Genomic DNA, 23,807 nt, shown 5'->3' with positions numbered 1-23,807 from the left:
ATACAACATGAAGTCTACTCGTTCGAACTTATATTCTAGCCGATGAGGGTCTTTAGTCGCTTTGTGACCGACGATATGTGCTTTTGGTTATCGTTGAGTTGTTGTAGAGCAGATCGGCGAGCTTTTGCTTCACCAACGGCTAGTTCTATCTCCGGCGGGTGGCCATCTTCACAGGTGATTGTGGCTTCATCAATCCATGTGGATAGCACCATTTCTCGCCATTCGACACCAATTTGGTCACCCACATTCACCTCATAGCCGAGAGAGTATGGGCATCCGTCGGCGATCTTAAACGCTGCCGAGAGCCCACCCTTGCCCTTAGCAAGCGCCTCAAACGCCTGTTGTTCACCTTCTACAGTGAACCCCTCACCCGAGGCGACGAGTTCGCGACGCCGGTACGGGCCTAGATAATGTGCTCGGCGGGTCGCCTGATGGTGGGTAAACGCGAGAAGCTTATCCTCCGTGAGCTTCTCACTGGCTTTCTCCAGCTTGGATTGCATATCGTCTAGCTGCTTATCGTGCCCAGGCCACGCCGTTTTCGCTCCTGCAATAGCGCCGCCTACAAATGAGGCTGTTGCCCGTTTCAAAAGTTGGTTAATCGCACCTGGGCTTTTCCCACCAACGGTGACGTCAGCGTACTTTGAGCGGGTGATGGTGACATCCGAGGTGGCGTAGTCGATGTGGTCTGGTCGGAGCATCACCCAGGGTTTGTAGCCGTCCGGATTGGAGCGGGCGGACATGCCGACAGTCGATACGTTGTCTTCCGGATCCCATTTGCGCTTGATGTTTTTCACGCCCTCACGGATATGGCCGGCGACGGACGAATCGGCTGTTACGGGGACGACATCGATAATGAAGGTGGGTTTCCATAGGCGCGTGTGAGTAGGGAACGGTTGCCGATCCCACGGCATCCATAGAGTGATCGTTAGCCTGAGGCCCGCCGCGTCTAAGGTTTCTTTTGTCAGGTCGGCTAGTGAGTCGAAGCGTGCGGCAAGTACTGTCCAGGGAGTATCAACTGACTTGTGCAAAGGGTTGACCATGATCGGCCAATCTGCATAGTCTCGCCAGGCGATCGGTGACCACGGGTCGGGGTCGGGTAGAAGGTCAAATTGGTAGAGCCTGCGCAGGTTCATGAGGATGAACGTTTTTATCACGCGGAGTGAGTCCCCGGCCCGCACGTCCATATATTTGGGTTGGAGCGATTTGATCGACATCGGGTTGGATTCCATGACAAGATAGTCGGTCATTTCATAGATGGAGGCTCCGCTGATTTCGACGGTGGGATTGACTCGCTGGGCATGGTCGACGATCTTGTCGACGAAGTAGGTGTAGCGGGTGTGCCCGTATTCGACGATGAGGAATTGTTGTATGTCGGTTAGCTTGCGTAAAGCCGAGTTGGGGTCGCCGTCGAAGGCTAATGGTGGTATCAGTAAATCCACCATAGGGTGGTGGGCTGGGACTTCGAGTGCGAAGGTGCCAGCATCGTTGACCTTATCTGAGGCTTTGAGTGAGACGTAGCCGGTGACGATGACCTGTGGGGTTAAGTATTTGTCAGTCAAATAGACGAACGGCGTATGGTCGTCCCGTCGCCTCTGACCAATCGCGGCCATTTGCGTTATTTGATGTTCCTGCATTAGAAATTATCCCCCCTGATTGCGCCCATGGTGAAAGGTAACGGTTTCGCCACAGCACTTGGCAATGGTGGCACTCCACTGCTGTGCCGTCTTTTGGCATGACTGGCCGTGTCCAGGCCACGCCGCGCATGGTGGCCCAGGCTGTATGGTTCGGGTAGCCCTGGTTGTCGGTGACAAGGCCCCCGGTGGCCGGGTCTGTGTAATACGTCAGTCCTGATCGGCCTAAGGCTGGCGGGAGCACGATAAGCCCGTTGCGGTCTTCGGTGAATCGTGCTGCCATGCCACGCCAGCGAACAGTTGGCCATAGTGGAATATCCCCGGTGTTTTCGATGGCTACAATGCCGGTGCCGCTATGTTGGGGGCCGAACCAGCAGCCGTCCTTAGCGGTAAGTTCAACCTCCATGGTGGTGCCGTCTATGGCGGTGGTGTCCTCGGGCAGGCCTACCGGTTTTGCAAGATGCACGAAGAGGCACAGTGATGGTTGGCGAGATTCCGTGACGATGAGTTTGGCTGGTTTGAAAAAGTCTAAGCCGTTAAGGAACCGACGGGTGACTGTCTCGACGGTGAGTTCGGGTGTTGTGGTGATCTGCACGGTGAGTGTCGGCTCGATAGGGTCAAGCTCACCGATATCTAGGCTTGGTGACTGGAAACGTGATTGGTGTTTATCCTTTTGGTCACTGATGTTGCCGACGGTGTTACTGATCTTGCCGAGTGTTACCCCCTCGGTGCCCTCATCGTCCCCGGCGAGGTGCCATGTTTGCCCCCGATAGTCTAAAAGCTGAATATTCATCAGCAGCCCCCCTGGATAATTGGTGTTACACCACCATTGGCGTTGTAAACGTATTGATCTGCACGCCCCGCTCTAAAGCCTCAATCCTGCGCTGATAATCAGCCAAAGCCTGATTGACCCCACGCCGCACATCATCCGATGACACAGTCATGTTGTCCCCGTTCATATTGACGTGCACCTCCACGGGCGGGAGCACGCTTCGGCCAGGATCATCGGCAGGACCCGCGACAGCGACTTTGACCCGTCCTTGGTTATCAAGGATGTCGGGTGCCTTTGTACCGTCAATCCCCCAGGGTAAGCCAAGATCGTCGGTCACATCGGAGAGAATGTCTCCGAGGAATTGCGCGCCCCATTCAATCGGCGCCCCAATGCGGTCTTCCTCACCGTTCAGCCACGCCTCGACACCATCCGCAAACGCGTGAGCAGTCTCATCCATATGCTGACAAGCCTCAGTCATACCTTGAGCAAAATCGTGCATCTGCTGGGAAGACAAAACCCACTCACTACCGCCAGATGTGTTCACAGCAATAGAATTATTGGGAAGAACACCACCTGAATCACGCAGAAACGCTGGAAGAACACCACCAAGCTTGTAGCCGCCGGCACGATCATATGCCGCCGACAGCGAACCATACGTGGCCAGCGCATAGTTCATCGATGCGCGAATATTGGATTCCGGATCCCAAATATCGTCATATCCAGGGTCTTTATACGACTGGAATGTTGGATCAATAGTCTGCATAAGACCCTTCGACGGCGTCCCCTTAGCCGCATTCGAATCCCAATTATTGATCGCGTGCGGATTACCACCAGACTCTTGCTGCATACGGCGCAAAACACTATTAACAAGGGAAACAGGCTGCCCTTTTTCACGAAGAAGCCGCTCGACAAGCCCGCGATACATCTCAACGTTGCCGCCGACGCTCAACCTCTCTTTCACTTTCTTAGCAACCTCTGAGACCTTTTCCTTTAGCCAATTCCACGCATTATCAGCACCCTTAGTCAGATATGCCGGCGCCACCGACTTAGCCAAGCTAGTACCACGACCAATACCCAGACGGCCCTTCACCGCATCAATCTTGCCGAAGAACAACCGCTTAGCCGCATTAGCGAAATCACTACCAAGCTCCATCGCCTTATCCAACACATCATCGGTGACCTCCCAGGCCTTACCCGCAGCATGCTTAATACCACCAATAACACCACCATCAGCAAACCCCACCGATAAGCCACTACCACGACCAGACCGCGCCATCGCATTCATCCGCGCCACAGCAGCAGGCCCGCCCACAGCACGAGTCCACTCCGGCCGCATCACCGCCTCACCGCCAGACAGGTTGAGTATCCCGGCGGTGGGGGAGAAGAACGTATGCACATCACGGCCAGGCGTATAGCCGGGCATCACACCACCCGTAGCGAAATTCACACGATCGAGTTTCTGCACACCCGTAACATTCGCAATCGCATTCCAGGCAGGCAGAATCGCGTTATTGTAGGCAACACCAGCAATCTTCTTTGCAATATCACGAATAGTGTCCCACACCGACGTCCACGCATGCTTGATACCATCAGCCGCAACCTCGAACCAATGCTGAACAGTCCGAACCCCGTCGCTCATCCTGTCGAACGCCGGTTTCACAAACCTATCCACAATCATCGAGATAAAATCGGACATTCCGCGCCAGGCGGGAATCAAAACATTATCAATGACTGCTTTAATCCCATTGACGACAGCAGACCAGACGGCACCAATCGCGGTGAATATTGGCTGCAAGATACCATTCCACAGGCCCTGTAGCACCGTCCCCATAAGGTTCCAGGCAGGCTGTAAAACACCATTCCAGACAGCCGCCATGCCGCTGAGTAGCATGTTCCACGCCGCACCGATCAGAGAGAAAATTGGTTGGAGTACCGCCGACCACAGGGTGCTCACAACCATGCCCATGAAGTCCCACATGGGGTGCAAAACCGACTCCCACAATGCGACCATTCCGGTGACCAGCAAATCCCATCCGGCTTTAATCAAGTTGAACGCCAGAAGAATAGCGGCCTTCGCTATTTCCACCTGAATCATTATCGGCGTTAGAAGCACCGACACAACATACGGCACGATAGTGCCGATCACGCTCGCAGCCTGAGAGAAGAACGAGGAAATAGCCGACCATGCTGTCGACAACCACGTGCCGATTGGCTCAAAGACTGGCTGCAGCCATTCCCAGAAGGCTTGCAAAGCGCTACCCACTGACGCCAAGATCGCTTGACCAGCTTGAGTTTTCGTCAAAAACAAGGTGATGCCGGTGATGAGAAGCCCGATGGCGGTCATGATGACACCAACAGGGTTAGTGCTGAAAATCGCGCTCATCAGCGCAGGCAGTGTCCTCAGGCCAGTAAAAATGATGCGCCCGACACCGATAACGCTCTTGAGCGCATTTCCGATATTGAACAGGGACTTCACAACTATTCCTATGCGGGGCCCGAACGCTTCCATAATGCCGGCCCCCGCCTTAACAGCCTTAAAACCCCTATTCAATGGGACGAATGCTTCAGCCCAGAGCATAAAACCGTTAGCAGCCGCCGCCGCTAACTGTGGGTGTTTAGCCAACTCGTTACTTAACGCGGTAATCGCGGGAACAATCACCGAAGTAATGATCGGGACCAGCGCATTCAATAGTGCGGTTAGCGCAGGCAGTGTCCCATTCACAATGGCCACGAGTGCAGCTGCCAGTGGTGGAATCGCCGGGGCCAAGGCGGCCACCACACGGATAGCGGCCTGAGCAAGCTGCTCTAACAAGGGGCCCATTTGGGCTAGCCCCTCCTTGAGCGGCCCAAAAGCCCCCATGGCAGTATCAACATTGATACTATCTATTGCGGAAAACACTGCGGGGATAACATCGTTAGCCAAATGCTCAAAGACCGGGGCTATCGCATTACTAATCTGCTGCGCAATCGGGCCAAGCTTGCCTTCAAGACCCGCGAAACCATCAGAAATGGCGTTAAACACCGGGATCATCCCGTTATATAACGGTTGAATGATCTCAGCGGTGACGTGGGAGGCCATAGCCTTCATATATTCCATAGACCCCTGGAACGTTTCGCGCTGCTTCTGTGCCGCCCCATGGAACATGGAATCCATAGCCTGGGAGAAATCAGCAAACGACACCTTCCCAGAGCTGACCATATCCGCCACCGCATCTTTGGACACGCCCATCTGCTTGGCGAGCTGATCCTGCAGACCGATACCACGGTCCATGAGCTGGGCCATCACCTCACCGTCGACATGCCCACGAGCAGCAACCTTCGACCAGATCGACCCCATCTCACTAATCGACGTATTCGAATGCGCGGCAGCATCAGCAACATGACTCAGCGTGTCTTGAAGCTCCTGGCCCGGTTTAATACCCGAGCCCAACATCACCGACGCAACCTGAGCAGTATCACCCATGAGAAACGACGTGCCCTCAATAGACTTATTAACGTTTCCCATGATCTGGGTAATCTCATTACCCTTATAGCCCAAACCCTCAAGAGCTTTCTCGGCCCGATCAGTCGACGCTAAACGGTTGAACCCATCAGAGAATGCTTTACCAGCACTCACACCGGCGGCAGCGGTAACAGCAATCGCCCCGACTTTCACCGTCTTCTTCAAGCCAGAGGTGATCTTGTTACCCATCTGCTCGCCCCACGATTGGGACGGAGCAACTATTGCCTTATCCAATTGTTTACGAACCTGGGAGAAATCGCCCATCTTGGGGACAATGCTCACCCATCCGGTGCCAACATCAAAGTTCGCCGCCATTTTTAGCCCCCGTTAACGCCAGACCAATCATCGCCCAGCCACTCGTCCATCTCAGCTTTCGACAAGCCCTCCGGTTTCACACCAGCCGTCTCCATTTCCTTACCATCCACCCCAGGTCGAGGAATCGGTTTCGGCCGTGCACCCTTACCATCCCAGGCGCTCATCGCCTGTTGATCAGCAATATGCGCGAGTAACTGGTTGGTTAAATCCCACTCCCACTCATCCTTGCGAGCATCACGCACGATAGCCGAATCGGGGCCCGCAGTAGCGATCAAAGCGATCACATCGTCCCAAGACACTCGGTCACTACCGTCGTTGACCCACCGCCATCGCACGCCGACTTCGATCAATTCCCTTTCAACAGCCATCGAAAAGTGCGGATCCCGATCGACAGCGTCGATAAGAGAGATAATCTCCGACAGGCTAGCTTTTGTCGCCCCCGTCGCTCCACGCTTTCATGAACGTGTTGAATTCGTCCATCTGCATGGCGTCAATAATGTCCAGAGTTCCCTCGGCAGCCTTGTCAGCTGCCCGTTCCAGCATGATCCATGAAAACTCTTCATCGTCCACACCATCGCGTTTCGCCCGGCGACGATCCCCAGCGGTAATGACCGAGCCGATGGGTGGCAGGCTGATCGATTCTCCGCTGTGGGTGGTGTAATCAAACCAGTCATCGTGAGCCTGGTCTGACTTTTTCGTTGTCTTCTTGGCGGCCATATGCGACCTTCCCCCCTATGTCGAATGCGAGTTCTATCTTTTACCTAACAGGCAGATACAGGTAGTTTCCTGATGAAACGCCATTAGGTCTACTGACATCATAGCAGTACTTATGTTCGATTACTTAGGACCAAAGGTCACCCACCACCACCATCCATACGCAACCGCGGCGGATGCCGCCGCGATAATAATGACAGCGACGATGGGGATAAAAACGTAGAGGTAGACCAGCACGATGACCGTGGCGATACCAGCCGTGGAAGCGAACCCTGTGATCGTTCCGGCGATGCCCAACACCACGACCAAGGCCGCAAGACCGAGAGATATTGTACCGATAGCCAGCACATGAACCAGAACCCACAGGCGCGAGATTCTTCCCAGCAGGGAATTCCGGGTCAGAATATTGAAGATGTCCACTGGGATGCCAACCAGTGGGAACGATATAGTGTTCACTATTCGAACATACAGTGGGATTAGGCTGAACACGATAATAAGCCCCACCACCGTCAGCACTGTCACGGTAACTATTCCCGCAATAGTCAGGCCACTGGCACGGTTAAAAACCGTCAAAAGCAGTGTGACAACGACTAGCCCCATTACGGCCACGACAACAGACAACACCGCTAAAGACACCAGCACATCCACCACGCGCCCTGTGCTGATAAGAGACGTGACTGCAATGATCACCCCGGCTGCAGCGACAATCAGCAGCCCCCACATCACAATCGGCGCACCTAGTAGGGTGATGAGTGCCCGCAGCGCGATCGTCACACGGCGGGCCGCTCGAATTGGCTGGCCAGAGAAATAAATTAGTACGGCGGCCACGACTGCTAGACCTGCGGATAATGCGATAAGCCCCGCCAGCGGGGAGAGAAGAACTCTTGGGTGTTGGGCAAGGACCGTGACGAAAATGGCTAGGGCAACAGCGGCTGTGAGCGCCCCTCCGACTCCAGGCACAATCGTGGCGGCGGCCACAGCGAAGGTGGCCACTGTTGCGGTGAAAGCAATAGCAATAAGTACACGCACAGGTGCCGTTAGTCGCCGAGTCACCATCGTAAGCGGGATGCCGATAAATAGGACGACCGGGATAACAGCGAGGGAAACAACACCCATTTGGGCGAGTTTCTGTGACCGCAGCCAGGGGATCGCTCCAGTGAGTGCGGCCATGTCGGCAGCGAGTATGCGCAAGACTCGACCGGTGATAAAGGCACCGCTGATCCCGGTTATTGCTGACAGAGCTGCTGCGACAATAAACCTGGGGAGTGTGGCTAGCTGGATGCCGATCCAGGCCAACGTGATGATGGCGGCCATGAGGAACCGGTGATTCACGCCTAAAGCAATAGCTATAGGAGTGAAGAGATCGGCGGCGAGAATGACAACTCCCCACCCCAGCAGGCGAGCCCCGGCAACGAGGCTAGCGGCGGCAATTCCAGCAAGAACAGCCCGGAGGGGAGTGAAGAGAAAACCAGTAGCCGTTCGTAGCGCCATGATGAGGCCGGCAAGGGCGGAGGCGATAGTTGTGACAGTGTCTAGGCCAACCGCGTCGAGCAATAGCCAGGGGATCGCTAAGGCAGTGACGATATACCGGTACCAGCGGCCCGGAATCAGCAGTGCCGCCCCAACAAGACAAATAACTAAGGTCCACCCCCACGCGATCGTGAAGTTTGTGGCCCACGCGTATTGAGGGGCGGAAGCAGGGGTAGTGACTCCACCCATTATAAGCCAGGCCACCCACCCGCCATATGCTGACAAGAACAACGCTATTAGGTAAGTCAGCCATAGAGCGTAGTAGCCGGTGGCCAGATAATTCCATACCACCAGCCAAAAACCCAGAATAAGCGGAACCCAGAACCGGTAGGTCGGGCCACGGAAGGGCCAATGAAGAAGCGGAGCACCCAGTTCCCCAAGTCCAAACACCACCGCCCCGGCGGCTGCAATGCTGGCATCGATAATCCACCGAAGTGGGGCAGCCAAGCGGTACATCTTAGCGACGATAGGGATTAGCCCCACTGATACCGCCGAGCGTGCGACACGTACACCTCGTAGAATCAGGGCCGAGATAAACGGTCCTATTCCTGCTAGTACCCCAGACGACATGAAAAACAGGCCGGAGACCACGGTGGATGCCACCACCAGTCGCAGTAGTAGCTGTGCCGCTCCACGGAGACCTGTCACGAACAAAGACAACTGTCCTGCCGTAAAACAAGCAATAACAGCGCCGACGACACCCAGAGCAACAGCTCCACCAACGACGATCACCGTCAGTGGTGGGGCCAACAGTGGGGCAGAAGCAACCAGCCCCGCCGCCGCAGCGAGAGCCGATAGAGCCATCACGCTGCCAATAACAAGCACAACTGGCCTAATATCCCGCCTCAATAGAGTAAACGATGCAATTTGGGAGAGCACCCACGTCACCGACGACGCATAGAATGCAATTGATGCAGGAATAGCCGCCAAGCCTGTGATAAGGGCGGTCGTACCAGAGAAAAGAGCGGGGATAAGTGCCCGCACAGTGGTTGCAGCTAAACCGAAAACCGAGACAATAAAATTCAACAGGGGCACTAGGACACTCCCCAATCCTCCCAATTCTGAGGCTGTGAGAAGTCGCGTTATACGCCGATGGAAAAACAGAGCCTGGGCAAGAGGAAGAACAATGACCAGCGCAATAGACACAGGAGGAATCATCGCCAGCTGAAAACGCAGCAAACGCACTAGCGACAGCATGACCCCCGCCGCAACAACAGGGAGCACAACGCCACCAATAGCGACAGCTCGAAGAATGTTAATCAGAGCAGATCGCCCAGTGATCGTTAAGTTCCGTGCAGCAAGAAGAACAATAAGCCCCAACACTGTGGACGAAAACAACGCCACAATCACAAACGTGATCACAGCAACCGTCGCCGCAATCACGGCCCGCTCCAGGCCAGTCATTCGAAATGGTTGAGTCAGCCGCAAGAACACACGGGCTTTAACGACCACCAGCAACGTCACCGCTGCCAACGCCGCTAAATGCGCGATAATCCAGGCAGACGCTAAAAACAGGACAGCAGCCTTAATCGTGACCGGTGCTGCCCCCGCAATCACCAGCAACGGAAAATCCAAAATAATAAACCGTGCCCCGTTAAGCACAGACCAAAAAATGAACAACGCCGCCAACGGATGGCCCGTCAAGAGGGAAATCACGATCAGATCCGCTGCCCACGGCAACAACGCCCCGCCGAGGCTGAAACCGACAAACTGGGTAACAACAAGCCACATGCCGATAACCAGGCCCAGCGTTGACAATCCCACAGGTATGGCAAAAAGTGGCTGCCCAAAGACAAACAACGCGATCGTTAACGCAAAACCAGCTGCCAGCGTGATAAGCGGGCCGAGCAACATGATTGACGCCAGCAACCAATCTTGCGCGGTCAATTCAGATAGCGCCGCGTTGGCCCCCTGTAAAAACTGATCCCAGGCCGCCGTCAGCTGTGGCCACACCTGGGCGAGATTTAACGCATCAAGAGCAGCCACCGATCCGCGAGTAAAGTCACCGGCTAGAGCAGCTGACAATAAAGCCCAGTCATTCGATAACGCCGGAGGATTAGCCCAGTCAGTAAGAAAACGGTTAGCAATATCACCGTACTGTGCTGCATCAAAAGCGCCGACGAACGCGTTATACGCCTTAACCAGATTAGCGGGGTTAAACGCCCCCCAATTCTCGCGGACAATACTGGCAGCGCTATCCCACAGTTTTTGGGCAGCCCGATACAAATCACCGCCGGTACGCGCCAAATCCACCAATAATTCACCTGATGCCATGCGATTAACAAAATCGCCCGCGATCTCATTCCACCGATGAAACGCATCACCCAACCACTGGTTTAAATCAGAGACACTCTGATTGTTGAGAAAACTACGCAGCCAGTCTCCGACCACCGTGCCCCACCCTGCCGACGCTTGGCCAAGCCACCCGGCCCACGCCCGGATCGGGCCCGACCACTGGCCCAGGCCCACAGACTCCGCAAGATTCGCCAGCGCATCACCGAGAGCAGGGACGTTCACAGACGCAATCGCATTATCAATAATGTGGTCAACATCGCCATCCATCACAGCCGTGAGCCACTCTTGCCAATTGGCTCCAATAGTCGCTATGAAGTCACCGATCGCCCTTTGTACATCACCGTTCGACAAACCTGCGATGAGCCCACCGATGCCCACAGTCGACCAGAGAGTCGCAATCTTCTTCACCGCATGGGCAATAGACTTTGTGCGTCTCCGCAGCCACGACATGGCATTATCGAACGCGGCCCTGAAATTATCCAGGTTCGCACCCGTAATCAGATCCCGCGGAGCCCAATCAGCAATAAGCCGGAGAAGCTCAGAGTCGGTCATATCCGCGACCGTGTGCTCGACACGATTAATCAGCTGATCGATGGTATCGACCAATGACCGCTCAGAAATGCGGGAAATAATACTGAGCGCCGTGGACAGTGACGCCCGGATAGCTCCAAGATTGGCAAGTCGTCCGTCACCAGTGATGTATTCGACCCACTCGCGCACGTGCCCAACGAAGGCAAAATCTGGTCCATCATGGTCACGTGGAGTTGGCTTCTGAGGTTGGCGATCCACCAACCTGTATAAACACACGCCGTTACTATCCGGCGTACATGACAGGGTGAGCACGCAGGCGGCTAACTCAGAGCGGTTAAACGATTGCGAATCAATATCGGTGACCACCGCGCGGGGAACGAACAGTCGAGTACGCTGCCCATCTGCTGACAGGAGATCGAAGTTTAAACAACGATAAGGAAGGGGCTCATCGAGACGCTCTTCAACACGAACACGAGACGAATCGAATAGCTCTTTGACTGCCCCATCGGCGTGCGTGAGTCTCATCACTGCGGAATTGCCCAGCTCCATGAAAGATACTGACAACGTAACGCCATCCGGCGACGAGACAGTATTCATCGATAGCCCCGACCAGGATTTCGTCTCCTCTGAGGCCAGCGACGTATCTACCTTGACACCATCGGCTGACACATAGCCGGCCGGGGTAAGCCCAACACCAGGTAGTCGACGAATCGGCTCCCTCGCCGACAGGGGAACAGCAAACGGATTAGAAACAGCGTGCCCAATCCACGCGCCACCCCCAGCATGCACATCCGGCGCGCCAAGAACAAGATTTTTTCGATTACGCATGTTTCCCCCCGAAAGCACCGCGTCACTCTATCCCAGTATAAGGCATAAAAAGAAGGGGGCGAGGGCATGTACCCTGGCCCCCGAGGGCAGACTCACAATTAAACAGTGAGAGCGCCGACAACAAGGTAGGCGACGAGGGCCAAGGCCACAGCGTCTCCCAGAAGCACCCCTGGCTTGAAAGCAAGCGGGGTGAGGATCGTTTTGAGTAGACGCCATGTGGTGTAGGCGCCCGCAAACAGGGTTTCCACGCCACGCAGGCCCAATCCGCGGATCGGCAGATGACCGATCTGCGGTATGCGGGTCAGCAAGAAAATGTTGAACAGGATGCGGCCAATATTGAGAGCATTCAGGATCAACATGATGTTGTTGCCGCGAACCGCGATACGGATCGGGGTGGACAAGACCAGCATATCCACAGCGGCGCGGATAGCTTTGACCACCACCGAGGTGTTGAATGCGGTGACAGTGTTAATGATCAAGTCATTGAAGACATTGAGCAGAGCCATCCGGATTTCGTGGTGGTTGAACATCTGGAGTGCAACAACGGCGAATGGTAATGCCTTCGCCGACTTGACTTGGGCGATGACCGGAGCGGCAAGAAGCCCCTTGCCTGCAGTTAAGAAGCCTTTAACGATAGCCGCTTTGAGTGCAGTGCCCACATCGACGATAGCTTTAACCGCTTCGGCGCCTTCCCCAACAACGGCACCGATAGCAAGCGCAATAGCCAGCAGGGGAGTCAAGGCTTTGTTAGCTCGGGTGGCCTGGCGGACGGCCTCATCTGCACCAATGGACGCTAGGTCAGCGACGACTCGAGCCCCACGATCAGTGAGCGTATCGACATGCTTACGAATGTCGTCGAGTTCGTCTTGACGCAGGCTAGCCAAGGATTCAAGAATATGTCCGGGCAGAGCACCGCCAGGGAGTTTCTCAACGATTTTCGCGATCGGTGCCGAACCGTTGAGCGTATCGAGAGCCTCGGCAAAATCCTTCACAGACGACCGAACATCTTCAACAGAAGACACATCACCGAGGCCCAGATCCTGAAGCTGCTTCTCAAGACCGTCAACCAGTTCGTCGGCGGCCGTCTTGAAATCCGCTACCTTCTTAAGCGGATCGGGTTCTTCCAGCGCCGTTTCAAGGTTTGCCCTCAACGTGTCTTTCACCTTTTGGCCGCTTTCGGCCTCATTCGCCAACGTGCTTAGCGCCTGCTCGACGTTGGAGCGGGCATCATCCGACACGTTCAGCACAGCGTTGGATGCCTGGGTGAAAACATTCGCGAGCTCATGGGGAAGGACACCGGCTGACTCCAGCCGGTCAATCAGAGTGGACGGAGAAAACTCGCCGTACGAATCGCGGTCAGTGTACTTATACTCCATATTTACTTAGCCCCCTCGTCCTCATGGTGCACGGCACGCAAAATATCGACAATCGTGCTGCCCATCGGTTTCGCCGCAGTGCCAATACTGGTCACCAAGTCAGTGATCTTCTTACGATCAGCTTCTGCAAGCCGGTCGAATTTACCGACGAGTTCGGGAAAGCCATCACCCGGAGAGATACCGTCGAATAGTTTCTTGCCATACGTCGAATTGATGAATTCATCAATGGCAGCACCGACCTTGCCGGCATTCACGGACAATTCATCAACATGATCAGCAACCTGCTGGGGCAGCGCTTCCATATCCCCAAATTGGGCCGCAACCTGATCATGCAGAGTTGACTTAGCATCCGTGATGCCCTTGATAGCGGCAGGAACACCGGTCCCAGGAAAGACTAGGGGGCCGCCGAGAATCTGCTTGATATCATCAGCCAGCGTCTTGGCATCTTTAACTGTTCGCCCCAACATCGAGACCTGCTGGGGGATTGACTCAGTTAACTTATCGATCAGCCCGTTGAAATTTGTGAACATCCCCGACAGAGAATCGGCAGTATCTTTTTCCACTCCACCCTGCTGCTGAAGATCGCGCAGAGACTTCGTGATCTGTGACAAAAGGCTTTCTTTGTCAGCCATAGGAATAAACCTCCAAAAAATTTTTTATGAACAATGCCTACACGAGTAGGTCAGAGAATCCCCCCAGTGAGGTCATCTATGGTTTGGCGTCCGCCGGCACCGGTGAGCAGATCAACAACAGACTGAGTCCACCGGCGATACCTATTCAGCGGCGTAAACGGCAAAGCCTCAACATCGTGAATGAGCGTGGCCCCATCGGCCCCCTCCAATAGATCAGCCAACAGCTTAAGAATGTCATCGACACCATCCAGCGGGCGCAGATGGTTAACGAGCTTTTCGATGAAATCAAGATTCAGCCCGCCCTTACCATCGATAAGGGAGTAGAACACCCCAGCAACCAAGTCCGGAGAAATCGGCAGCCCGTCCAAAGCGTTGCGAACAATATCCTCGATCTCTGCCAAAGAGACTACCGGAAGACCATCGTCGGGGAAACGATCGTCCTCGTCACGCTTGACCTCACGGCGGTCAATGTAGGTGTAGAGCTTGTTATCGTTATCGTCTGGGAAACACTCGATCGTGGCATCAAACCCGACAACCTCAGAGCGGGAAAAGACCTGATCATCAAGCTCAGAGACACGACCATTCGGGATAAACAGCCGGCCCTTGACCCCATCACCACCGTGAATATCGAAAATGTAGGACCGGTACGGTGTATCGGTCGCATTATCAATCATCTGCACCGACCGGCCGTCATGGCGTGAACGGAAATTCCCATCGCCCAACATGGCCGTGGCCACATGAGCATTCACAATCTCATGAAACTTAGCCTTGACCTGGACAGAATGACTCGACTGCAACACCGCCATCGTGTCGCCATTCCAATCCACAACATTATCTGTATCCCGGTCCACGGTCTTCGTGACACCATCTTCAGAGATGTAGCCCGCTGGACTGAAACGGTTGACAGCAGGTAACGCCGCCACCCGGATCGACGCAGAATGCGGAGTCTGAAGTGGATTAATGCCGGCCTTACCGATCCAAGCAGCCCCGCCGCTCTTCACTTCGGGCGCGCCGACAACAATATTTTGTCGCATACGTGCCATGCGAATCCCCCCAAAAGTATGAATCCCCGAGTGGCTTTCCTCGTTTAAAGCACAAGCCACCTCGTATTATACATGAATATTGATTAGCTTAACGTTGTCCACAAAGTACCGGCCGCTTGCCACCTGGCTACCCCCGGTCGATCTGGATCGGGAAAGTTATATGGCTCGGTATCGGTCTCCCACGCCATGACGGCTAAATCAGCTCGATACGCCATCTCTAGACCGTCCAGGCAGGCAGCCAGAAGATCGACACAGTCCTGGTCGTCATCCCCGTAGGCCTGCAGCATGATCCGCGTCCGGTCTGTGATCGGCGTTTCCCGATTAGGCGGCGCACTGTCCACCCGCACAACAGGGCCGTGAATGTTGTCAGGCACTTTGGTGGCAACATGGACCTTTTCGTATTCCGAGCCGACGAACCATTTCTTTAGGCACGAGACCACGACGGCTGTAGGATGCCTCATTCTGTACTCCTTGGATGGTTAGTCGCGACCGGGTACTCACCAATGGCCTTCTGCATCGAGTTATGTTTCAACTCGTACACATAGGCCTCCGAATCGTGAGGAGTGGGCACCACAAGAGCCCGCCACCGCGTTTTCCCCTGAATCGCGGGGAGCACTGTGCAATGCGACCCAGCTTTTCCTCGAAACTCCTCGGCCTTGGCATCGACAAGCGCACGTGTCTGGCCATCTTCCTTGAGGACACGGTTAAAAAACTGATGGTTAAATTTCCACTCAACACGGTCACTCACGGCTATGCCTCCTCGAAAACATGAAGCTTGTATTCCACCACACCCGGATCCCACCACGGGCCATGCGTGTAGTCATGGCCACCATCAGCCACAAGAAACCAGGCACCACCAAGCTCCACCCGATCCCCAGCACAAACACAGCCAGGAAGAGCCAACAAAGAACCAGCCCAATCCACCCGCCGAACATCCCGATCATCAGGACCATGCTCATCAGAGCTATCAATACACCAGCCAGCGACCCGAACAGACTCCGGCGCCCCCCACGACCTGGTCGTGTTACCGAACGCATCAACCCCTGAATCCCTACGGCGACGCACTTGCACTGCGAAGGGCAGAGGAAACCCCGACCTAGTACAACGAGACCGTGAACGCGCCACGACGGCCACCTCCCACAGAACGCAGCATCCGCTTGTCCTCAGCAGTCAAAAACACGCCTCCACCATTCGAATTCGACCCGAAATTCTGCGTGGTAGAAAACGGCCCAGCAGTAAAAGACTGCGACTCGGCCCCCACCGGGGCAGTGGATAAGCCACGACTGACCGCACGAGCGGCAACCCGAGCACACACCACACGAACAGCAGACGGAACATCATCACCCACATGACCACCCATATAGGCATCAATGGCGACAGTGGCCTCATCAATCATCGCCCGAATAAACCGGCGATCATCTCGATCAGGCTCCATCGTCAAACGATCCGTCACATCGCTGACCGTGCAATACACATCCACAGTGCCGCCCCTCACTGACTACTTCGAGACCTTGGCAGCTTTACGTGTGCTCTCCGGCTTGACGACATGAGCGACCATCGCCATATTCGGATTCGTCAAAATCGGCTGGACAGCACAGTTCGCACGAACCCAATACGCCATCGGATCATTCTCACGCCACGCACCCACAGCGATCTGGCCTAGACCAGTGAGCTGATATTCCGGAGAATTCATCTCCACAGTCTGGCCCCACACCGTATAGCCCAACAGCCCAGATTGCGTCTCAGGAGGCAGGAAGTACATGGTGTTCTCGTCCAGGATGCGGCGAGAACCATTCCCATCCCGTACTGACTTCGAATACGAGGTGATACCCGGCAGCCCCTGGTCCTGGAGCACAGCATTAATGGCCCCAGAAGAGACGCGAGCTAACTCACCAGTCGTATTCGCAGAGTCACGGAACTGCGCATTAACCTGCAGCTTCTGGATAACCTTGGGTGAAGCAATGATCGTGCCCGGCTTGGTGCCATTAGCATCCTCATACGCCATCGCCCAATCAATGATGTCTTCAAGCGCCGGAGCGTTGGGATCGTCCCAATGCTTCTTCGGTGTGACCTCGAACTCCTTATCGCGGCCAATACCTGCATCAACAATCGCGCCGTTTTCGGCGTAACGAACGCGGCCAGTGGTGAGAACATCGCCACGGGCCACTTCCACGCGGTTAGCCACCGCACGGACGACCGTTTCAGTGGCCTTAGTCATGTCGTCTTCCTGGAACTCGGCATTGCCCTGCCGGAAGCTGCGCAGCTGGTCCATCTCGTTGATGCGGACTTTCTGCCCAATGAGGGGCAGTTGCATGGTGGCCTTATGGCCACCGCCCATCGATCCGATAGGGGTCTCCGCATCGGCGGAGCGTACCTCCGCCAGCCGGTTGGTGTCTTCCTCGGTTTTCCAGGCGAAGAAAATGTCATTGACCAGCTGATCGGGGAAATAGGCGGACAGGGAGTACCCGTTGGCTTGAAGGTCAGTGAGGTAGTGGTTGGCATACACCGTTAAATCCTGAGGGGAAAGGACCTCAGTCCAAATCTGTGACGATCCCATTAAATATCACCTCGCAGTGATCCGACCTGATCAAAATTCGTCGAGCCATCCTCATTCCATAGAGAATCGGACGGCTCGTGAACGAACGTGAACTCAGGATGATCGCATTCTGCGATTTTCACGCGGTTGTTTGAATCTGGAAGACGATCAACGCGGATACGGCCATGCCACACAATGGGCACAACCTCTCCAGGAACATTGTCCTGGTCAGTGAGCAAAAAACCGTCCACAGACTGCGTTTTCGATGTCACCGGAAGCCAGTAGTCGCCGTCACGGTGCAAAGCGGTGCCCGACGGTAAAACTGCCCGTCGAATATGGGTTGTCTTTTCCCCCAATGTTCCCGTCTCCGCATTGTCCACAGCATGACGTGAACCAAGCCAAGACAGGTCACTAGGAGAATACCGGTCAAATGTTGGCCGAATATGCATAATTCCCCCCGAATAGTTGATGAATGATGTTACGCCCCCCGACGTGCCTTACGGCGATTCCACAGCTCTTCACCTTTCGAAATGCCCTGGCCGGGCTGCTCCCATGTCAGTGACGAGCTAGGGGCGGTAGCAGTGCTGTGCTGCTTGATGAGCGTTTTCAGCGTGGAGTCTGCATCATCGGCATCAAGATCCAACTCGTCTACTGCTTTACAAAAGCGCTTCGAATCAAAGAGCTGACCAATGTTGCCGCCCAAATCTGCAATGCGCGTTGTCAGATCGTGATGCCGCGTCTCCTCAGCAAGTTGGCTCGTCGTCTCCGACAATTGTGAGCGAAGTGCCTCCACCGTTTCCTCAAGCTTGCCGTTCTCATCTTTCAACGAGTCAAGCTGGGCTGTAAGGTGTTTGACTTCCTCAAGCGACTTCTCTGCCCGTGTTTCCCATGTGCGGGAATGGGCGCGCATCTTCTCGTACTTTTGTCGATAGTCACTAGAACTTGTATTCGACTCTGCCTTTTCGGCCTCGGATGCAGAGTCCTCAACTCCAGAGACCTTTTCGGCCTCCTGATCGGAGTGATCCCCCTCATGTGCAGTCACAGCTACTCCTCTATGTGCTTGTGTCAATTACGGTCATGGCATTCATCCCTTCCGGACAGTACCGCAATCATCACACATTTTAGCACATACGTTCAGTGACTGAGATTCCCAACTTTTCGCATAGATGACAAAATATCCTCCGGCTTGCCAGTAGGGGACTGCTCCCGCCCCTCGGCATAAATCTTCTGAGCCCGAATCGTGCTGTCAGGAAGCTCAACCTTCCCTCGCTTCTTGCAAATCACCAGACACCGACAATGATCGTGATAATGCGCCCCCGCATGACCACCGCCTGCGGTTTCCCGCGTTTTGTAGGCAAAACCGCGTGACGCCATCAACATACAAAACGCACAAGCACCCGGATGTGCCACCCGAGCCCACGCCCCATGACCGTTCCATGCCGTAGACTCCGTCGTCTTGCGCTGCCGACCGTACAACTCGTCAGAGACAAGAAAACCCACATTCTTCACCGTGGTGGCATACCCATCCTCGTCGAAGAACAACGGTCCGAAGTCATGGGCCATCCGTGCTTCCACACGATCAATATCAACTTTCTTCGGCTCCCACGCCACCGGGCGCATTCCCATATATTCTTCTTGCTCCTCGAGCCACGCCATTGTCGCGTCCGTGACTGATAGGCCGTAGGCGTCGATGGTCTCCCGCGCTAGCTGCCGTAACAGGTCTTTTTGCTCATAAGGGTTGTCGGTGACGTCCGGGATGGTAGCGGCCTCCATGTTGAGCTCACGAATGGCCAGCGTCGTAATCCGATCAACCACTGGGGTAATCGATGTCCACGGGTGTTCAACATCCACGGTGGCCATTTATCTTCCCTCTTTCGCGTCTTGGCTGGCGTTCTCATCGGGAGAGGGGACTTGTTCTGCTTCGGTCGCCCCGTCTTCGGTGTCGTTGGGCGAGCTGGATTGGTCGCTGTCCGTCTTGGATGCAGCCATGACCTTCGCGAGAGCAGACAGGCGCTTACTCCGGTTTTCCTGCTCAATTCGCAGACGATCAGCAGCAGAGAAATGCAGGTTTTCGAGCAAAACCTGAGAATCAGGGGAGAGGACACCAGCGGAGAGGAGTTTGAGCGCCCAGTCGGCATCTGCGGCTTTCGACGCTGTCGCCGGGTCTCTCCAATCCACCTCGAGGCCATCGGCTAACCGATCCGCATCCACCTCATCATCAAATTCAGTCAGCGAAGCGAGCACCTGAGCGAGCGCAATCAAATCCGGGTTCATCAGCTCGGTTTTGATTTCTGAGGCGCGAATAAGCTGCTCTTTCCACACGCGGATGGAATCACCCGATGGCGGGTTTTGCGTCATGAATCCGAAATACTGAGCCGGGATTTTCGATTCCGAAGAGATGAGCTGAGAATAGGCCCTAACCTGCTCAATAAATGGGGTCGGGGGTGAAGAAGCAAATTGCCCGACACTCGGCTGCTTTTGGTCATCTTCATCGCCATTGAGGACGAGCATCTTGCCGATGGACGTGCGCCACCCCATCTCAACGCGGTCAAATTCAGACATGCCGTCAGGGTCGTAACCAAAGTCTTCGGGTGAGGCCCCCGTAGCCCACCTTTGAGGTGAGGCATAGAACTCGGAATTGTATTCCATGTTTTCCAGGGTGCGGGCGGCGGCGTCGGTGAGATATTGCACGGCTGGCGTGATTTCTGATTGCCCTGACCAGTGGGAGGTGCGTAGCCTGTTGCGCAACCTGAACATGGGGAACCCGTTGTCGGGGATGGGGTATCTCTGGACTGATTGAATCCGGGCCGTATCCTGCAGCACGATGACGATTTGCCCACGTAGGTAGAGGACTTCGCGATAATAGCCTTGTGAATCAACCCCGGACCGTCGGTAGCCAGCCACTGGGCTATTGGTGGCATCATCCCACAACAGTGATCCGGACATGGGGGAGACCGAGCGCAGTCGGAATTGGCCCGTCGTGTCTGGCTCGACAGCAAGTAGGCCTAGCCCAAAGATCAGCATGTCTAAAATGGCTTCTGAGACGCGCAGCGGAACGTTGAACCGGCGGGTGATGGTGCGCATCTGGTCGGGGTAGTCAGGAGAGATAAAGCCGTCCATGCGTAGCAAGTCGCCATAGGTATCGACAATGGTGGCTGGCCAGCCCGACACCACCCCAATGTCCCCGAGGGTGCGTGGCACGGCCACACCGATTCGCCGGACTCGGTGTGTGCCGTCATAGTAGGCAGCCAGCCGATCATTGCTGGCTCGGTGTGATCCGACCTGACTGCTCAGTAGGCTTAGAATGTCGTCTTCCGTTTGCGTTAGTCCACCGGTCATAGGACAAATGACCCCCTCTTCTTTTTCTGTTTCGTTATCCCCCGTGACACAGCGTCGAGATAGCATTTATAGGCCATGACCGCTGCATATGCTGCATCGATTTTATCAGCCGACTCTGGCGATGATTTGTAGAGCAAATATCCGGTTCGTACTTCTCGCCGCCGCGCATTAAGCAAGTGAGCTCTTAGATAGGGGCCTCCGTCGTAGCTGATTTCGCGGTGGACAACGGCTTGTCGGAATTGAGTCAGTGATTGATACACTGAAGCGGTTTTCCCACGTGGCCACGCCATCATGGGGTGATCCGAGGTGGCCCTGACCTTGAGTTTGGGTGAGAATTCCGCCTCCCAGCTTGAGACATGCTCAGTCCACCCTGACGGGTCGCAATACATGCCGACGACCCGGTAGCGGGAAAAGCACCCTCGAATAACAGCGTCGACTTGCTTGGCATCTGGTTCCCAGGTGGGATCACGGGGAGTTGGTGATTGCCACACTGCAATTTCAAAAAGGTGCCCGTCCGAAACGCGCATCCCCACCAGGGCGGTTGCGTCAGCGTTGCCTCGGACACGGCCTCGTGATCCGTCGAAACCGAGCACGACCTTATCGCCTGGCTGGATAGCCTTGTTGCGATCCTCGATGGCGTCTACCTCAAGGTGAGACAGATACGAGTCGGAGGCGGACACTATCTGGTTAAGATAAAACTGTCGGGCATCGGACGGGTCGGTCGACGGGTCCCAAATCTCAGTAATAATCCGTTCAATATCTACCCAGCCTCCCCGATCTCGCGCTGAGTCCCCGTAGGCATAGACCAACCCTTGATAGAGGGAGTCGTGGTCGGAAAGATCAGTGTCGGCGGGGGCTTCCCTGTGGTCAACCAGGATGGTTTCCCGCTTGAGCCGCCCCTGTTTTTCAAGTTCGACAGCCTGGAATGTCTTCTCTGCTACGGAGCCTGATCCGGGGCGGAATGCATTCGGTGTTTCAATGGAGTGTCCTCCCACCTTCCCGAGGTTGCGTCGCAAAGTGTCGGCGAGCGCCACACCACCATTCGACCGTGTCCATGATTCCGTTTGGTCGAGAGCCGCCCACACTGGCCTGCCACCCTCCTTAGATAAAGCGCCGGAGGTGATGAACTCTATACGACCGCGAGGTAGGGCGATGAAGCTTTCCATAGGGTCGATGTCGTAGTTGTTTACTGCTGGCCCGTCACGGAGCATTTCGAGGAGTGGGCCGTAGGCGTTTTTTGACTGGTCTTCGTTAACAGCTGCGAATTGGATGCGTGGTGTGACGTGGTGAGACCAGGGGACACCGACCGGTTGTCCGGCTGCGTCCCACCCGCCGAAACAAACAGGGCCGAGCGCTTCGAGTGCTCCGATAGCGCCCATGAGTGGGGACTTTCCGGAGCCTTTGGGGCGTGAGAAAATCCCGCGCGTGTATATCCGTTGCCCTGTTTCCGGGTCAAGCCGGTAGTAGTGGATGAGGAAGTTGGCTTGGTCTGGGGTGAGGATGAGTGGCCTGTATTCGGCGGAGTCTGGTTGTGCGAGGTTTTCTTCGATCCAGGCTAGACATTCCCATCCGAGGGAGGGGAATTCTCCGGCCTCGCTGGGTTTAAATGGCATGAGTTAGTCAACTGCTTTCAGGCTTCTGTAGCGGCCTCGGACGTCGGCGGCGGCTCGGGAGGCGCGGCGTTTGTCTTCTGCTTCGTCAGCGGTGGCCATGGTGATGCGGTGGCGTGCCAGGCTGTCGGGTGTGATGCCGTACTGGGCGAGTTGTAGTCGTCGTTCTGGGCCTAGCCGGGTGTCGCCTCGGTTGAATGCGTCGTCGATGACCATGGTGCGGGCAAGGTCGAGCCATTGTGTTTGTTGGAGGCCTTGTGTCTTGAGTGGTGGGAAGGTGGCGAGGGTGTCCCAGAATTGGAGTGTTTGGTCTGTCCAGGGTTGTTGTGTTGCCGGGTTGGTGTCTCCGTAGATGTCTTCGAGTGCGGGTTGGGGGACAAAGGAGACAACGATTTCCCGTTGCGGAATGTTTTGTTCGTTTCTTCTCGCACGTGAGTTTGGGTTTTTCGGTGCTGGTCCTCGTCCTGGCATGGTGTTACCCCCGTCTAGCGTTAATAGTATCGTATGCATGTTCGATTATAGTGTGTTATGCTGAGAGTGCAGCTGTGCTAGGGGGGGGACTGTGGCCCCGGATTGTTTCCAGTCCGGGGCCCTTTCTTTGTTTTATGTGGCGCTGACTGGTTTGAGGGCGTCGGTGTGTGTGACGCTCGCGCTGAGGTCCCATGGTGCCCAGATGCGGAGAGAGGGAGATGGCGGTGACGCGGCAGGTGCTCGGTGGGTGGGTGAAGGAGAGCCGGTCAGCCAGTTTCTTGTGGGTTTCCTGTTCCTTGTCTTTGATACCCCGGCGATTCTGTCGGAGAAGTTCGGGACGTTAGGCATTTTGGCTAGGTGGCGGTGTGAGCGTAAGAAGCGCAGGATATTCACTCGCGGGTAATCGCTGACCTGAGGTAGGTAATAGCGAGGATGGATAAGGCCCGGCAGAGCGACACAAGCGAGTTCCGCTCTGAGCTGGAGCGTGTATCAAAGTCGGAGCGTGAGCAGCGCAAGTACATCGTGTGGATTACTGAGGTGTTCCGGAACTTGGAGGTGTGGGCGGTGGAACATGGTTTGCAGTTGCCCCCCGCCGCCGTTCATGACGTTCACAGAGTGGAAGAAGAAAGACCAGCCGGAAGAGTAGTTGTTGTGTAGGGGGTCTGGTCTGTGCCGAGCCCTT

Annotated in this window: 22 protein-coding genes; 2 read left to right on the top strand and 20 right to left on the bottom strand. The window is 55.3% G+C overall.

What is annotated here, in order from left to right; translation table 11 throughout:
• Nucleotides 1-35: 35 nt before the first annotated feature.
• The 20 genes from I6J23_RS01340 to I6J23_RS01245 all read right to left on the bottom strand — a co-directional run bounded on the left by I6J23_RS01340 (nt 36) and on the right by I6J23_RS01245 (nt 23,164).
• Nucleotides 36-1,634 (bottom strand): hypothetical protein, encoded by a 1,599-nt coding sequence (locus I6J23_RS01340; RefSeq protein WP_204582037.1) that lies wholly within the window; start codon nt 1,632-1,634, stop codon nt 36-38.
• A complete protein-coding gene (locus I6J23_RS01335; RefSeq protein ID WP_204582239.1) occupies nt 1,552-2,424 on the bottom strand; it encodes a hypothetical protein in 873 nt (290 codons plus the stop codon). The genes I6J23_RS01340 and I6J23_RS01335 overlap by 83 nt, the downstream gene beginning before the upstream one ends.
• 25 nt (nt 2,425-2,449) lie before the next feature.
• Complete coding sequence (locus I6J23_RS01330; RefSeq protein WP_204582238.1) at nt 2,450-6,220, bottom strand: tape measure protein; 3,771 nt, start codon at nt 6,218-6,220, stop codon at nt 2,450-2,452.
• 2 nt (nt 6,221-6,222) lie between these two features.
• Complete coding sequence (locus tag I6J23_RS01325; RefSeq protein ID WP_204582237.1) at nt 6,223-6,588, bottom strand: hypothetical protein; 366 nt, start codon at nt 6,586-6,588, stop codon at nt 6,223-6,225.
• A 55-nt stretch (nt 6,589-6,643) separates the two neighbouring features.
• A complete protein-coding gene (locus I6J23_RS01320; protein ID WP_204088086.1) occupies nt 6,644-6,937 on the bottom strand; it encodes a hypothetical protein in 294 nt (97 codons plus the stop codon).
• A 120-nt stretch (nt 6,938-7,057) separates the two neighbouring features.
• Nucleotides 7,058-12,118, bottom strand: coding sequence for a hypothetical protein (locus I6J23_RS01315; RefSeq protein WP_204582236.1), 5,061 nt, complete (start codon nt 12,116-12,118; stop codon nt 7,058-7,060).
• Nucleotides 12,119-12,216: 98 nt separating this feature from the next.
• Entirely contained in the window at nt 12,217-13,494 is a 1,278-nt protein-coding gene (locus I6J23_RS01310) for a hypothetical protein (RefSeq protein ID WP_204582235.1), read from the bottom strand.
• Nucleotides 13,495-13,496: 2 nt separating this feature from the next.
• Entirely contained in the window at nt 13,497-14,126 is a 630-nt protein-coding gene (locus I6J23_RS01305; protein ID WP_204582234.1) for a hypothetical protein, read from the bottom strand.
• 50 nt (nt 14,127-14,176) lie between these two features.
• The gene (locus I6J23_RS01300) at nt 14,177-15,169 is read right to left on the bottom strand and encodes a hypothetical protein (protein WP_204582233.1); all 993 of its coding nucleotides are present in this window, start codon (nt 15,167-15,169) and stop codon (nt 14,177-14,179) included.
• Nucleotides 15,170-15,252: 83 nt separating this feature from the next.
• The gene (locus tag I6J23_RS01295; protein ID WP_204582232.1) at nt 15,253-15,630 is read right to left on the bottom strand and encodes a hypothetical protein; all 378 of its coding nucleotides are present in this window, start codon (nt 15,628-15,630) and stop codon (nt 15,253-15,255) included.
• Nucleotides 15,627-15,917 (bottom strand): hypothetical protein, encoded by a 291-nt coding sequence (locus I6J23_RS01290; RefSeq protein WP_136662405.1) that lies wholly within the window; start codon nt 15,915-15,917, stop codon nt 15,627-15,629. The genes I6J23_RS01295 and I6J23_RS01290 overlap by 4 nt, the downstream gene beginning before the upstream one ends.
• Before the next feature lie 2 nt (nt 15,918-15,919).
• Nucleotides 15,920-16,294 (bottom strand): hypothetical protein, encoded by a 375-nt coding sequence (locus I6J23_RS01285; RefSeq protein WP_204582231.1) that lies wholly within the window; start codon nt 16,292-16,294, stop codon nt 15,920-15,922.
• Nucleotides 16,266-16,664, bottom strand: a complete 399-nt coding sequence (locus I6J23_RS01280; protein WP_204582033.1) for a hypothetical protein — start codon at nt 16,662-16,664, stop codon at nt 16,266-16,268. The genes I6J23_RS01285 and I6J23_RS01280 overlap by 29 nt, the downstream gene beginning before the upstream one ends.
• Nucleotides 16,665-16,667: 3 nt before the next feature.
• Complete coding sequence (locus I6J23_RS01275; RefSeq protein WP_204582032.1) at nt 16,668-17,726, bottom strand: major capsid protein; 1,059 nt, start codon at nt 17,724-17,726, stop codon at nt 16,668-16,670.
• Nucleotides 17,726-18,154: a hypothetical protein gene (locus I6J23_RS01270; RefSeq protein ID WP_012732201.1), complete on the bottom strand. Its 429-nt coding sequence runs from the start codon at nt 18,152-18,154 to the stop codon at nt 17,726-17,728. Before I6J23_RS01270 ends, I6J23_RS01275 begins: the two co-directional genes overlap by 1 nt.
• A 29-nt stretch (nt 18,155-18,183) precedes the next feature.
• Entirely contained in the window at nt 18,184-18,747 is a 564-nt protein-coding gene (locus tag I6J23_RS01265) for a hypothetical protein (protein ID WP_204582031.1), read from the bottom strand.
• 92 nt (nt 18,748-18,839) lie between these two features.
• Nucleotides 18,840-19,565, bottom strand: coding sequence for a hypothetical protein (locus tag I6J23_RS01260; protein ID WP_204582030.1), 726 nt, complete (start codon nt 19,563-19,565; stop codon nt 18,840-18,842).
• Entirely contained in the window at nt 19,566-21,044 is a 1,479-nt protein-coding gene (locus I6J23_RS01255; protein WP_204582029.1) for a phage portal protein, read from the bottom strand.
• The gene (locus tag I6J23_RS01250) at nt 21,041-22,657 is read right to left on the bottom strand and encodes a hypothetical protein (RefSeq protein WP_204582230.1); all 1,617 of its coding nucleotides are present in this window, start codon (nt 22,655-22,657) and stop codon (nt 21,041-21,043) included. The genes I6J23_RS01255 and I6J23_RS01250 overlap by 4 nt, the downstream gene beginning before the upstream one ends.
• A 3-nt stretch (nt 22,658-22,660) precedes the next feature.
• Nucleotides 22,661-23,164, bottom strand: a complete 504-nt coding sequence (locus tag I6J23_RS01245) for a hypothetical protein (protein ID WP_146003257.1) — start codon at nt 23,162-23,164, stop codon at nt 22,661-22,663.
• 163 nt (nt 23,165-23,327) lie between these two features.
• On the opposite strand from I6J23_RS01245, the gene I6J23_RS01240 reads away from it, so the two are divergent.
• Both I6J23_RS01240 and I6J23_RS01235 read left to right on the top strand, forming a co-directional pair.
• Nucleotides 23,328-23,528: a hypothetical protein gene (locus tag I6J23_RS01240; protein WP_152647016.1), complete on the top strand. Its 201-nt coding sequence runs from the start codon at nt 23,328-23,330 to the stop codon at nt 23,526-23,528.
• Nucleotides 23,529-23,557: 29 nt separating this feature from the next.
• Nucleotides 23,558-23,782, top strand: coding sequence for a hypothetical protein (locus tag I6J23_RS01235; RefSeq protein ID WP_204582229.1), 225 nt, complete (start codon nt 23,558-23,560; stop codon nt 23,780-23,782).
• The last annotated feature ends 25 nt before the right edge of the window (nt 23,783-23,807 follow it).

Source organism: Corynebacterium kroppenstedtii, assembly GCF_016894245.1.
GTDB lineage: Bacteria > Actinomycetota > Actinomycetes > Mycobacteriales > Mycobacteriaceae > Corynebacterium.
This window is presented reverse-complemented; position numbering and strand designations above follow the sequence as displayed.